A 12,082-nucleotide genomic window follows, 5' to 3' on the forward strand; every position below is an offset into this window, starting at 1 on the left:
TTCTCGGCTGGAAACACGGGCGTCACAGGTAGCTCTAGGGTCGCAAGCTGCGACGACGGCAGCTAGCCAAGCAGCTCTTCGAGCACTTCCACCGTGTGCTCCCAACCGGTCACCGCGATACAAGCAACGCCCATTGCCTTCACCGGGTAATCATTCCCGTCAGGGTCAAGGCGATCGCCGATGAAAAGCATGTCCTCGAGCGAAATGCCGGTCTGCTCAGAGAGCTTCCGCATACCGTACGCCTTATCGATACCGCGTCGCGTGATATCAACAGAGGTTGATCCACCGCTACGAACCTCAAGCTCGGGCAGTCGCGCGGCCACCGCTGCTCGAAGTCTGTTCTTTTTGCTGCCGTCTGGATCCCACGCCTGCTTCGCAGCGACAGGAGCCGACTGGCCAAGCGCCGAGAACGTAACCTGCGAACCACGGTCCTCGAGAATCTCACCCCAGGTGTCGCTCTCCCACAAATTCAGCCGCTCGGCCTCTTCACGCAGCACAGCAAAGGCGGCGTCGCGCTCAGCCGGGTCAAGATTCTCGCGGTACACAGTCTGCCAAACGCCATCGCCACGTCGCTCATACCGGGTGCCGCAGGTGGGCAGCAGGTGCAAACGCTCAAGTGCTGACTCTTCAATGGTTTCAAGACGCGAAACCAACTGCGCCTCAAACTGTTCAAAATTTCCGCCAGAAATCACCGCTACTGTCGTGCGCTCAAGCAGGCGAGCGAACACAGCAAGCATGCGCGGATCAACCGGAGACTTTGAAGGGGCGAGAGTGTCGTCGAGGTCAAACGCGACCAACGCAGGAATCGGCATGCTGTCAATCGTACTGTTTCACGTTGAACAGGGGCTCTAGGCTAAGAGCATGACTTCCCGCCAGCAAACAGACATTGATCAAATCGCCGAATCTTGGGTCGACACACTCGTGCAACACGACCCGACAACGGGTACCTACATTGGTCGCAGCGAAGTTGACGCCAAACTGCCCGACTACTCACCAGAAGGTGCCGAAGCCTTCGCCGACGCTCAGCGGGCCACCCTACAAGCGCTCGAAAACGCTACCCCGGCAGACGATGTTGACCGGGTCACCCGCGCAGATCTTGCAGCAGAACTACGACTTTCGCTCGCTCGCCACGAGGCCGGCGAATCACTACGCAACCTCAACGTGATTGAATCGCCAGCGCAGGGTATGCGCGACATCTTCGATCTGATGCCGCACGACAACGCTGAGCAGTGGCAGACCATTGAACAGCGCATGCGCGCCGTGCCGGCTGCCCTCGCCGGCTACCGTGAGTCGCTGGTCGCAGGAATGGGCAAGGGGCTCGTGCCCGCTATTCGTCAGGTGCGTGAGGTCGCTGCACAATCACGCCGCGTCGCCGGAACAGCCGGCTCGAACGACGGATTCTTTACCGGACTTGCCACTTCCGCCGGCGCTTCTGCCGAAGCACAAGCAGCACAGCTCGATGCGGCCGCAAGTGCCGCTTCAGCCGCGTACCTCGAATTTGCGGAGTTTCTTGAAAACGACCTGGCCCCGAAAGCGAGCGAAACCGATGCCTTCGGGCGTGAGCGTTACGAGCTCGCCTCAGAAGCATTTCTTGGCATGCGGGTAGACCTCGATGAAACCTATGAGTGGGGTCTCGAAGAGCTCGCGCGAATGGTCGACGAGCAAGAACGAATCGCCGCAGAAATCACCGGTTCAACTCGGCACCCGGGCATTGTTGCTGAAGCAATCGCGCAGCTTGAAGCCGATCCAGCGCGCAAACTTTACGGCACCGACGCGCTCAAACAGTGGATGCAAGAGACAAGCGACCGTGCAGTTGCCGAACTCGCGGGCACACAATTCGATATTCCAGACGAGATTCGCGCACTCGAGTGCATGATCGCGCCAACCCAAGAAGGTGGCATCTACTACACCGGACCGAGCGATGACTTTTCGCGCCCAGGCCGCATGTGGTGGTCGGTGCCAGAGGGCGTGACCGAGTTCGACACCTGGCGTGAACTCACCACCGTCTACCACGAAGGTGTTCCGGGACATCACCTGCAGATCGGTTCAGCCGTGGTCAACCGCGACTCGCTGAACGAGTGGCGCAGGCAGTTGGCGGGCACTTCGGGCCACGCCGAGGGCTGGGCGCTCTACGCCGAACGCCTCATGGAGCAGCTTGGATACCTCGATGACCCCGCCGACAAACTCGGCATGCTCGACGGGCAGCGCATGCGTGCGGCCCGAGTGGTGCTCGACATCGGTGTGCACCTCGGCAAGGTGCGCCCAGACGGAGCAGCGATCTGGGACGGCGAATACGCGCTCGACTTCATGCGCCAAAACGTGAACATGAATGAGGGTTTTGTGCGCTTCGAGGTAAACCGTTACCTCGGCTGGGGTGGCCAAGCACCCTCGTACAAGATCGGCCAGCGCATCTGGGAACAGCTACGCGACGAAGTCGCAGCACGCGCAGCGAGCGGGGGATCCTCGTTCGATATTCGAGATTTCCACCGACAGGCACTATCGCTCGGCGGAATGCGTCTCGACACACTGCAGCAGGCGCTTCGCGGCGAACTGCGCGACTAACACCCGGTTGAGCTGGGTACCGCATTTGTGACGCCCAGCTCAACCGCAATACACGCTGCCCTGGTGCGATTCTGCGCACCCAGCTTTGCAATGACGTGTTCAATATGGCGAGCCACCGTCGCGGGTGAAACTGAAAGCAGTGCCGCAATTTCTGTGTTGGTGGCACCGCTAGGCAACAGTGAGAGCACCTCACGCTCACGCGCAGTGAGAGAGCTGACCGCGGGGCGAGCAGCGCTAGAGTTCTGTGCGGCAGCGTGCAGCACCGGCACAATCGCCGCCTCAAGAAGCTGCACAATGTGGGGAGTAGCCTCAGCGAGATCGCCGATCCTCGAACTGAGATTTACGTACCCCAAATATCTGCCAGACTCGCCAAAAAAGCAGTGGGTTAACCCATCGCGAAAACTATTTCGTAAGATTATTCTCGTGCCCACCACACCCGAAAGGGCTGCCGGGTTAATTCCGCGCAGACGCAACGGGACACGGTCGTGTTGGATTGACTGGAAAATCGCATCGGAATGCATGAGCGCGTCGCTGAGCTCAACCACGTGACGTGGGTAGCCAACATTCACGACCGAACGATGCGTGGCAAGATGCGGATCCCAGTACGAAAGCGAAGCCATCTCAAATGCGGCGAGAGGCTGCAACAAATGCAGAGCCTCGGCAGAGGAAGCGCGCAGCGCAGCAGGGTGCGAAGCCTGACCAGCCACCTCAAAGGCGCGAAACACCCTGACCGATTGGGCGAGACCATTCTCAAAAGTTGTGAACATGTGGCTACCTCACCGCTTCGACGTTGAACACGGAAATGCTAGTCATCGTATCAAGCCAAAAGATCCATAGATCTGTGGATCTTTGATGCTGAACACGCTCGTAGCCTCGACTCTGAACCATCGACAAAGGAGTCCCAAATGGAAGTCAAGGAATACTCAAGCTACGACGCGCTCGGCCTCGCTGAACTCATTCGCTCTGGACAGGTCAGCGCAAAGGAAGTACAAGCGACCGCTGCAAAAGCACTCGATGAGGTAGAACCCCAAGTATCGGCAATCGTGGGAGAGCGCTATCAAGCACCACTCGAACACGACGAAAACGGAGTATTCGCAGGCGTGCCTTTTGCGATCAAAGACCTTGTGCTGCACGCCGACAACGTGCCAACCACAAACGGCACCCGCATGCTCGGCGAAGGTGTTGTGCTTGGTGAAAGCTCACTCATGACCCGTTTCCGCAAAGCCGGGTTGGCAACGATGGCAACTACCAGAACGCCCGAGTTTGGTTTTAACGCAACCAGCGAAGCAGTCGCCTATGGCGCGCCCACCAAGAACCCCTGGGATACCACCCGAAGCGCCGGTGGTTCAAGCGGTGGATCTGCCGCACTCGTCGCGTCGGGCGCCTTGCCAATCGCACACGCGAACGACGGTGGTGGCTCGATCCGAGTACCGGCAGCCGCCTGCGGGCTCGTGGGCCTGAAGCCAAGTCGCGGTCGAATCACCACTGGGCCAGGGTACGGCGACCCGCTCATGGGTCTCGGCGTTGAATTTGCGGTGTCACGAACCGTGCGCGACACCGCTGCCCTGCTTGACGCAGTGCACGGCAGCGAACCGGGGGAGCGCTACCTGATGCCCGCACCAGCACAGAGTTGCAGTGATGCCGCAGCCCAGGGAGCCTCACCCAAAAAGATCGCGCTCGCTTGGGACATGCTGAGCCCCGGTCAGAAGGTCGACCCGCAAGTGCGTGCAGCCGTAGAGCGCACCGCAGAACTTCTCGAATCGATGGGGCACAGCGTCGAAATCGCCGCACCGGAGCTTGACCACGAAGACTGGCTCGACGCCACTTACAAACTGTGGGCTGCCTTCCTAGCCGACGGGGTGACCGCTGTGAGCTCAATGCTCGGCATCGAAGCAACGAGCGACGTGCTTGAGCATGTGACCCTCACCTGCGTGGAGTACGGATTGAGCCTCAGCGCCGTCGACATGATGCGTACCGAGGCCGCCGTGAACCGGGCAGCCCGAGCACTCGGAGAGTTCCACACCAAATACGATGTAACCCTCTCTGCCACAATGATGCAGCCAACCTTTCCGCTCGGACACTTCAACCAGAACGATCCCAACATTGACGCGGCCGGCTGGTTCGAAAAGCTGTTCTCAGGCGTTGGCACCGCACTCTTCAACGCAACCGGAACGCCAGCAATCTCAGTACCGATCGCGCAATCGGTAGAAGGTTGGCCGATTGGTATTCAGCTCGGCACCGCCTACGGAGACGAGACGACACTGATCGCGCTCGCCGCAGATCTTGAGCGAGCTGAACCGTGGGCTGGTCGTAGGCCAGGAGTGTATGCGGGACACTGATCCGCTGATCCAACGTTCATAACCTTCTAGGAACATAAAAACGGGGGCCGCGCCGCAGCACCGCCCCCGTTTTGATGTTCTTAATTAGAACCAGACTCCACGGTCTGCCATGAAACCGCGTGGGTTCACTCGGTAACCCGAGGTTGGCCAGGTCTCAAAGTGCAGGTGCGGGCCGCTCGACCAGCCGGTGCTACCGACGTTGCCGATGCGCTGGCCCTGGTTGACCCACTGGCCGCAGTTTACGGTGATGCCACCGTAAGGCTGGTGAGCGTAGCGGGTCATCGAACCGTCTGGGTGAGTGATGTCCACGGTATTGCCGTAGTTGCTGAACTCGTAGCATGCGGTCACCGTGCCAGCTGCAGCAGCGTAGATCGGGGTCCACATTGGCGCAGCCAGATCGATACCGCCGTGGCCACGACCGCCACCGAATTCTTCTGAGACCCAATATGAGTAGATGGGCAGACCCCAACCCTGACCACCTGGTCCTGGGCCCTGGCCACCACCGTTGTTATTGTTGTTCTCTTGTTCTTTGCGGCGATCTTCTGCTTCTTGTGCGAGACGCTCTTCGTAGCCAGCCACCGTCGTAGCGGTGGTGTCTTTGAGCGCAGCAAGCTGAGCATCTAGAGTGTCGCGCTGAGCCTCTTGCGTCTGCTGCTTCTCCATCGCCGCGGCGGCAAGCGTCGATGCGGTGTTCTTGCGAGCTTCGGCATCTTCTCGAAGGCGCTCACGCTCTTGCGAGACTACGTCTGCCTGATCGCCAAGCGACTGTGCGTCGTTCTTGGCGCGCGTGGCATCTTCGGCGATCTTCGAGTTGCGCTCGGTTGCCTTCGACATTGAGGCCAGTCGCTCAAGAAGCTCGTCTGAGGTCTCGGCATCGCTCTCAAGGAACATCTCAGTGCTACGGTCGATACCGCCCGAGCGGTACATGAGGCCGACAAGAGCAGCGGCTTCTTGGCTTGCCGAGTCCGCCTCTTCGGTGCTCTCAGCAAGTTTTACATTGAGCTCATCGAGGCGGGTGTTTGCCTTGAGGAGTTCTTCCTCAGCAATGGCCGAAGCCGAGATAGCTGCCTCAAGCTCTTTTTTGGTGTTTTCTACTTCTTGGTTCACCTGAACCAGCAGGGCTTCGATCTCTTTGATCTTGCCAGCGGTTGCCGCCTGGTTGTCTTTGGCGTTCTGCACGTCTTGCCAAGTTGGCAGGCTCGCGTCAACAGCCGCGGCCTCGGTCGCAGTGGTGAGCGGCATGCTGACCAGGGCGACGAGGGCTGTTGCTGCGAGAACAGTGCTCCAGTTTTTGGCGCGTTTCGCGGGCGACGAGGATCGAGTTGTCACGAGTTCCCTTTCCTTTGCAGCTGGCGACTTTCGCCGAATCGTGCCAGAAAAACGGGCACTCTACATAACAACCCTAAACCCGTGCTCTCTCAGAGCGAAAAGATTCGGAGGTTTTTCTGAGATTGGCGGCACAGGTTTCCGCGTCGCCAATCCTCATGTGGTGTTACTTAGCCGAGTTCTCGCAAATGTTGCAGCTAAGAATCAGCGCCCCAGTGGCGAACTGGCGCAATCGCGACTGGCCGCGATTCGAAGGAGTAACTTGCCATCACGCACTCGCTCGATAGTCTCGAAGGGTAACTAGGTGCGGCGGAGAGTAAGTACGGAACGATGGCGAAACAGAGTGCTTCAACGTTGAACGTTCCCGAAAAGCTGCGGGTGCTGCTTGCTTGTTTCGTGATACCCAGCGCCCTCGTGCTCTGGGTCTGGGTTGTGCTCACTTCCTGGACGGACCTTCCAGAAGAGTTCCCGACCCATTGGGGCCCGGAAGGGGCAGACGCATTCGGTACAGCAATTTCATTCATCAACGGGCAAAGCCTCGCCGCTGCCGTAGCAGCCGGGATCACGGCAGTAGTCGGAATCTTCAACCTGAACACCGGCGTCTGGACGTCGCTCGCGCGTGGCCTCGTCTCGATAGGCGGCGGGATCACCGCAGCAATCTCGATCGGACTCTACCTGCATATGCTGCGTTCGCGGGGCCTATCCACTCTTGCTGCAGCAGAGCTCGGCGCATCAGCCGGGTTGCTCGGGGCTGCCTGCGGTTTCTTGGTACTTGTGGTAGTCACTTTTTTGTTACTGCCAAAAGGGCGCTACCCAGAAGCTGCTGAAGAAGCAATGCCCCAGTGACCAGCAGTTAACAGTCGAACGCTGCACGTCAAACAAGAATGACTCAGAACTGAGGAGGAACCGTGACTAATCCAGAAAACCCCCAAGACATACCGCAGCCATCTCTCGGCACGACGAGCCACTTTAGGCCGATGGAATTTGGCGAAATCTTTTCACGATCGTTCACGCTCATTCGACAGAATCCGAAGCCACTGCTCATTGGTGCTGCGCTGATCCCGTTCGGAATCAATCTGCTGTTGCTGATCATCGCAACCTACCCTCAAATGAAGATGGAAGCAGCCAGCCAAGCCGGTGATCTTTCGTCGGCGCTTCCCTACGCGGTACTCGGGTTTTTCACCTCACTCGTGCAGAGCGCCGGCTCGCTCATCGTCGTCGCATTGACCCAGGGATATGTGCTCTCGAACCTGCGCGAGAGTGTGCTCGGAAATCGAGCTCTTGCAGGAACCCTGCTGCAATCTCTTCAGCAGGTGCGCGGGCGCCTCATCGGTTATGCATTTATTCTGCTCGGGATTTCAATGGGCGTAGGGATGGTCGTTGGCGGGTTTGCTGCCATGGTCATCGCTTTGGGCAGTGTGTTCGCTGTATCCGCCGGATCGAGCAGCGGGGCCATCGTGATGATGGCGGTGATCTTTGCTGTACTGTTTGCACTGCTTGTGCCAGTGATTTGGGCGACAACAAAGATCAGCCTCGCGCCGGCGCTATTGGTGCTTGACCGAGTCTCAATCGGGCAGGCCTTTCGAGGCTCCTGGCAGCTCACCCGAGGGCGATTCTGGAAAGTCTTCGGCACTATGGCAGTGATCGGTCTGCTCGCGCTCGCCGCAATGCTCATCATTACCCTTGTGGTTGCCGTGCCGGTAATGCTGAGCGTCGCTCCGGGAAGTATTGCAGCAGCCAACTCGGAAATGCCAATTGCGCTCGTTTCATTGCTGAGCGTGCCGGTGCTGCTCGTCTCTTCGTTCGCGGCGATCGTGCAGAGCAACGCGGTCGGGCTGCTCGCGATGGATGCTCGAATGCGTGATGACTGGCTCGCGGCCTCACTGAACGGATACACAAATGCGCGTGCAGCTGGTGTGCCAGTCACCTCGCTCTACGATCCGTTCCTGTCGCCGCCAGAAGCGTTCGCTCCGTATTCACCGCCAGCTGCACAGTAGTTATCTGCCCCGTAGCTTTTGCCCAGTAGATGTGAATATTCAGTAAAGAATGGGGCTGATCCGCTTCGATTGAAGCACCGCTGCTACCGTTATCAGTATGAGTGAGGCACAGGGGCGTCGGTTGAACTGGTGGGCTGCGCTCATCGCATTCATGATGCTGTTCCCGATTGCTTGGCTATCATTCGACAATCTGACCTCTGCAATCATCATGGCTGGAACAGCAGGCGTGGCAGGGTTGCTGCTGTTTCCGCGTAAAACACGGTGATCTAGGCGAAGCCTCCGCGTTGTTTCGACTGGTTTACTGACTCGTACACGTTGGCGCCGGAAGCCGCGCCACAATAATTGAGCCCACGAAAAGGCCGGCCGAAAGCGGCAGCCCGAACTGGGTGGTCACCCACCCGATGACGCGTAGGAACTGCCAGGACTCCTGTGCCTGGGCGCCAAATAGGAGTGTAGTGTTCGGCAGAAACAAAGAGCTGGCCACAGCAAGTGCGAGAATAATGACTGCCCAGACTCGCATTTTTCTGGCGAGTTGCCCGTAGTTCTGCGTTTCTTTGTGCCTGGTTGGCTCGGTCACTGTTTCCTCCTAGGCGATCGCGCAGCGGAACCAGTACTCGTTTCCGCTTCACTGCTGTCGAGCGGTTAGTGTCTCCTCCAACGTTTCACGGCTTGTCCGGAATGTCCACCCCTCCAGGCGCGACGTGGCATAGTTGCGGCCTCGCTTAGGCGGGGGATCTTCTGACGTGAAACTTGACCTAGCTTGGCAAAATCAGGCCACTATTCTGACGCTTGCTCGGAAGTTATAGTGTCGGGAGAAGAGCGAACTAGTTTTTCTTCGAGGTTGATGTCGATTTCTTCGATGCCCACTCGTCAACAGAGTGGTGGCGCGCCTGTGCTGCCGGTGAGGAGAACAAAATGAAGTACATGCTGCTGCTAACGGGCGATGGCGACGTTCCCGCTTTTGACGGTCTGAGCGAAGCGGAGCAGGCCGCACTTATGGAGCGGTTCGAGCAGTTTCAGACCGAGTGCGCTTCGCGTGGCGTAGAGATTCTGGCGGGGGAGGCTCTCACACCCGGTGAGACAGCGACTACTATTCGCAGATCAGGCGGACAGCGAGTGGTTTCCGAAGGGCCATACGCTGCCGCTTATGAGGGACTAGGCGGTTTCTACCTTTTGGAAACACCGAGTCTCGACCTGCTGCTGGAACTGTCTGACTTTTTGCCACCGTATGACATGGAGCTGCGGCCCGTAGACCAAATGGTGTGAGCGTGGAAGATGCAGAGCGTGCGGTAGCGGCCCTGGTGCGTGAGCACTGGGCGTCGCTGCTGCGCTCTCTCATCGCGTATTCAGGTCGAGTGGACCTTGCAGAAGACGCACTCGCCACCGCCTGCGAACGCGCTTTGGAAGCGTGGGGCACGGAGCTGCCGGCGCACCCGGTCGCCTGGATCCGTCGTGTTGCTCAGCGCTTGCTGATAGACGAATTGCGGCACGAACAGGCGCTCGCACGTCGGCGACATCTAGTTGCGCGAGAAGACTCAGCTGAGCCGGTTGAAGCTGCGCCCGGCGCTATCGATGATCGAATTGAAATGCTCTGGCTGGCCTGTCACCCTGCACTCAGCAGCGAATCACGACCGCTGCTGGCGCTGCGCTTCGTCTTGGGCGTGCCAACCGAGCGAATAGCGCGCATGTTTTTGGTAAGCACTGCAACGATGGCAGCGCGCATCACGCGCGCGAAAAAACGCGCTGCTGCGGCTGGCTTCGCATCAACATCTTCGCGGGATTCTCCAGAACGGTCAGATGATGTCGCTCGCGCGCTTTCGGTGGCTTACGCTGCCGCCTACTTTGCTGACGACACATCGACCGACGACCTTGTCGCTCTGGTGCAACAGGCAGCCTTGAACCGCCCGCACCCGGCCCTCGACGCTCTCGATGTGCTCATTTCACTCGGTCACGCTCGTAGACACGCGCGCGTTGATGCAGATGGACGTCTGCTGACCCTGGCAGAGCAGGACCGATCCCAATGGAATGCGAGTGAATTGACGGCTGCATTGCGGCGATACACCTTGCTTGTTCCGGGCGAAGGCTACGCAGAAGAGCTTCGGGCATACGCAACGATCGAGGCGGCGCACGCGGTAGCCCCAGACATAGAACGCACCAACTGGGCGCTTATTGATGCGGCACACGATCGTTTGGCCCAGCTCGGCGACTCACCGCTGGACCGCCTGGAACGTGCCGCCGGGCGTGCAATTTCGGGGCGCCCGATAGCCCGAGCAGACGTCGACAGACTGCGTCACGAGTTGCCAGGACACCACAGAGTATTGGTGGTCGGGGCCCATCTGCTGCGGCAAGAGGGCGACAATCTGGGAGCAGACGAGCTTCTTCGACAGGCCATCGAACTCTGCGAGTACCAGCACGAGCGAGAAGCTCTGCGCCACCTGCTCAGCAGTGACGCTACTGAAGTAGCGCTGGATCGCGCGACGCCACAATGTCGATAGCCTGGTGACATGCATGGCATGATCCGACTCGTCGAAACCCAAGAAGCTACCGTGAAGGGTGGCGGACTGCCTGAGATTCAAGAACTTCTCGAAGCAGAACGGCCGGAAGGATTCGACCTGGCCGTGGCGCCAGTCGCGATGAAGAGCGGCAGTACCGAACTCACTGCGACCGGCACATTTGCGCGTCGCGACCAGACCCGCATGATCGAAGCTGAGACCATGGATGGGCTTCGCACCCTGGTGCCAGACGGATGGCAGCTGCTTTACGTGGTGAAGTGAAAACGGAAGACTGGAACCATGGATAATCAGCAGCCGGGTCAGCCGGGTCAGCCGGGTCAGCCGGGTCAGCCGGGTCAGCCGGGTCAGCCGGGTCAGCCGGGTCAGCCGGGTCAGCCTGCGTCGGGTAGGAAAGGCTTCTGGGCTTTTGTTCTGCTAACTGTGGTGGCTCTCGTTGTGGTCATGCTTGCGTGGTTCCGCACCCCCGTTATTCAAGTGCCATCTTTCGATGACTCGGACAAGCTCGTGACGATGCAATGTGCAAATGCTGGCCCGTCTCGTTGGAATGCACCTATCAGCCAACCGGGCCAAGAAATCTCATCGGATCCCAAGATGGTCTCGTTCAGTCTGAGCGTTATGAAAAATGATCTAGAGTCGCTGCGAAAAGGTTTTGCTTGCGAACAGGCTCGCAGCACACACACGAATACGTTGATCGTGACCACCTTTGCTGCAGGCACGGCGATCCTACTTGGCTATGCGGCGCTCAACCGGAGTCGGTCGAAACAGAATATGTAGTGTTGGCAGGCGGGTAGATCCTTCGCTATGTTTCCGCCAGGTGTTCTTGTTTGTTGGATATCGTTGGGGCATGAGTGAGAAGCCCCACGAGGAGTACCCGCCACCAATTTGGGCACCCAAAGACAACCCAGAAGCGCCGTGGAGTGGCCTGGCAATCGCTGGGTTCGTGCTCAGCATTGCGGGGTTCATTGTGCCCTTCGCATCACTGACGGCAATCGTGCTTTCAGCAGTCGCACTATCAGCCACCGCAGGCGGCAAAAAACGCGGCCGCGCCCTCGCCGGCGTTGGCCTTGGGCTTGGAATCCTCAGCGCAGGAATCGGCGCAGTCTTCGGCGCAATGAACGCCATGTAACCGCCAACTAGGCACACGACAAACCCCTGAAGATCCGCATGATTTCGCGGACCTTCAGGGGTTTCTTGTCGGGATGACAGGATTCGAACCTGCGACCCCGTCGTCCCGAACGACGTGCGCTACCAAGCTGCGCCACATCCCGATGCGTTTGGTCTGGCCGAACGCATCGCCCACTCTACTCCGATGATTTCGAGAGTGTCGAGTTTTTCGCTGGCAGAA

14 protein-coding genes and 1 tRNA gene are annotated in these 12,082 nt (G+C 58.9%); 10 read left to right on the forward strand and 5 right to left on the reverse strand.

Translation table 11 applies throughout. The features are described 5' to 3' along the window. Positions 1–62 precede the first annotated feature (62 nt). On the reverse strand, positions 63–812 hold the full coding sequence (locus QBL02_RS10020) for an HAD-IIB family hydrolase (protein WP_282726289.1): 750 nt from the start codon (positions 810–812) through the stop codon (positions 63–65). A 49-nt stretch (positions 813–861) separates the two neighbouring features. Here QBL02_RS10020 and QBL02_RS10025 point away from each other — a divergent pair, with 49 nt between their 5' ends. After that, complete coding sequence (locus QBL02_RS10025; RefSeq protein ID WP_282726290.1) at positions 862–2,562, forward strand: DUF885 domain-containing protein; 1,701 nt, start codon at positions 862–864, stop codon at positions 2,560–2,562. On the opposite strand, the gene QBL02_RS10030 is transcribed toward QBL02_RS10025, so the two are convergent. Continuing rightward, on the reverse strand, positions 2,559–3,329 hold the full coding sequence (locus QBL02_RS10030; protein ID WP_282726291.1) for a LuxR C-terminal-related transcriptional regulator: 771 nt from the start codon (positions 3,327–3,329) through the stop codon (positions 2,559–2,561). The two genes, QBL02_RS10025 and QBL02_RS10030, sit on opposite strands and share 4 nt — an antisense overlap. Positions 3,330–3,467: 138 nt before the next feature. Between QBL02_RS10030 and QBL02_RS10035 the strand changes: the two genes are divergently transcribed. Continuing rightward, positions 3,468–4,901 carry an amidase family protein gene (locus tag QBL02_RS10035; RefSeq protein ID WP_282726292.1) on the forward strand — a complete coding sequence of 478 codons (1,434 nt, stop codon included), beginning with the start codon at positions 3,468–3,470 and terminating at the stop codon, positions 4,899–4,901. Positions 4,902–4,985: 84 nt separating this feature from the next. On the opposite strand, the gene QBL02_RS10040 is transcribed toward QBL02_RS10035, so the two are convergent. Next, positions 4,986–6,230: a peptidoglycan DD-metalloendopeptidase family protein gene (locus QBL02_RS10040; protein ID WP_282726293.1), complete on the reverse strand. Its 1,245-nt coding sequence runs from the start codon at positions 6,228–6,230 to the stop codon at positions 4,986–4,988. A 327-nt stretch (positions 6,231–6,557) separates the two neighbouring features. Between QBL02_RS10040 and QBL02_RS10045 the strand changes: the two genes are divergently transcribed. The 3 genes from QBL02_RS10045 to QBL02_RS10055 all read left to right on the forward strand — a co-directional run bounded on the left by QBL02_RS10045 (position 6,558) and on the right by QBL02_RS10055 (position 8,489). After that, entirely contained in the window at positions 6,558–7,073 is a 516-nt protein-coding gene (locus QBL02_RS10045) for a hypothetical protein (protein ID WP_282726294.1), read from the forward strand. Between the two features lie 62 nt (positions 7,074–7,135). Beyond that, a complete protein-coding gene (locus QBL02_RS10050; RefSeq protein WP_282726295.1) occupies positions 7,136–8,224 on the forward strand; it encodes a hypothetical protein in 1,089 nt (362 codons plus the stop codon). 97 nt (positions 8,225–8,321) lie between these two features. Next, positions 8,322–8,489: a hypothetical protein gene (locus tag QBL02_RS10055; protein ID WP_282726296.1), complete on the forward strand. Its 168-nt coding sequence runs from the start codon at positions 8,322–8,324 to the stop codon at positions 8,487–8,489. Between the two features lie 33 nt (positions 8,490–8,522). On the opposite strand, the gene QBL02_RS10060 is transcribed toward QBL02_RS10055, so the two are convergent. Further along, positions 8,523–8,801, reverse strand: coding sequence for a hypothetical protein (locus tag QBL02_RS10060; RefSeq protein WP_282726297.1), 279 nt, complete (start codon positions 8,799–8,801; stop codon positions 8,523–8,525). Positions 8,802–9,139: 338 nt separating this feature from the next. On the opposite strand from QBL02_RS10060, the gene QBL02_RS10065 reads away from it, so the two are divergent. From QBL02_RS10065 to QBL02_RS10085, 5 genes are all read left to right on the forward strand, one after another. After that, complete coding sequence (locus QBL02_RS10065) at positions 9,140–9,490, forward strand: YciI family protein (protein ID WP_282726298.1); 351 nt, start codon at positions 9,140–9,142, stop codon at positions 9,488–9,490. Next, on the forward strand, positions 9,487–10,719 hold the full coding sequence (locus tag QBL02_RS10070; RefSeq protein ID WP_282726299.1) for a DUF6596 domain-containing protein: 1,233 nt from the start codon (positions 9,487–9,489) through the stop codon (positions 10,717–10,719). The genes QBL02_RS10065 and QBL02_RS10070 overlap by 4 nt, the downstream gene beginning before the upstream one ends. 9 nt (positions 10,720–10,728) lie before the next feature. Beyond that, positions 10,729–10,998: a hypothetical protein gene (locus QBL02_RS10075; protein WP_282726300.1), complete on the forward strand. Its 270-nt coding sequence runs from the start codon at positions 10,729–10,731 to the stop codon at positions 10,996–10,998. A gap of 18 nt (positions 10,999–11,016) precedes the next feature. After that, the gene (locus QBL02_RS10080) at positions 11,017–11,511 is read left to right on the forward strand and encodes a hypothetical protein (protein ID WP_282726301.1); all 495 of its coding nucleotides are present in this window, start codon (positions 11,017–11,019) and stop codon (positions 11,509–11,511) included. Positions 11,512–11,581: 70 nt separating this feature from the next. Beyond that, positions 11,582–11,863: a DUF4190 domain-containing protein gene (locus QBL02_RS10085; protein ID WP_282726302.1), complete on the forward strand. Its 282-nt coding sequence runs from the start codon at positions 11,582–11,584 to the stop codon at positions 11,861–11,863. Between the two features lie 68 nt (positions 11,864–11,931). On the opposite strand, the gene QBL02_RS10090 is transcribed toward QBL02_RS10085, so the two are convergent. Continuing rightward, positions 11,932–12,005, reverse strand: a tRNA-Pro gene (locus QBL02_RS10090). Positions 12,006–12,082 lie beyond the last annotated feature (77 nt).

This window comes from Leucobacter sp. UT-8R-CII-1-4 (assembly GCF_030010235.1).
Lineage (GTDB): Bacteria > Actinomycetota > Actinomycetes > Actinomycetales > Microbacteriaceae > Leucobacter.

Excerpts from the sequence above, each read along its gene's own strand:
- QBL02_RS10020 (WP_282726289.1), bottom strand. The coding sequence starts at position 812 with ATGCCGATTCCTGCGTTGGTCGCGTTTGACCTCGACGACACTCTCGCC.
- QBL02_RS10025 (WP_282726290.1), top strand. The coding sequence starts at position 862 with ATGACTTCCCGCCAGCAAACAGACATTGATCAAATCGCCGAATCTTGG.
- QBL02_RS10030 (WP_282726291.1), bottom strand. The coding sequence starts at position 3,329 with ATGTTCACAACTTTTGAGAATGGTCTCGCCCAATCGGTCAGGGTGTTT.
- QBL02_RS10035 (WP_282726292.1), top strand. The coding sequence starts at position 3,468 with ATGGAAGTCAAGGAATACTCAAGCTACGACGCGCTCGGCCTCGCTGAA.
- QBL02_RS10045 (WP_282726294.1), top strand. The coding sequence starts at position 6,558 with ATGGCGAAACAGAGTGCTTCAACGTTGAACGTTCCCGAAAAGCTGCGG.
- QBL02_RS10055 (WP_282726296.1), top strand. The coding sequence starts at position 8,322 with ATGAGTGAGGCACAGGGGCGTCGGTTGAACTGGTGGGCTGCGCTCATC.
- QBL02_RS10065 (WP_282726298.1), top strand. The coding sequence starts at position 9,140 with ATGAAGTACATGCTGCTGCTAACGGGCGATGGCGACGTTCCCGCTTTT.
- QBL02_RS10075 (WP_282726300.1), top strand. The coding sequence starts at position 10,729 with ATGCATGGCATGATCCGACTCGTCGAAACCCAAGAAGCTACCGTGAAG.
- QBL02_RS10080 (WP_282726301.1), top strand. The coding sequence starts at position 11,017 with ATGGATAATCAGCAGCCGGGTCAGCCGGGTCAGCCGGGTCAGCCGGGT.
- QBL02_RS10085 (WP_282726302.1), top strand. The coding sequence starts at position 11,582 with ATGAGTGAGAAGCCCCACGAGGAGTACCCGCCACCAATTTGGGCACCC.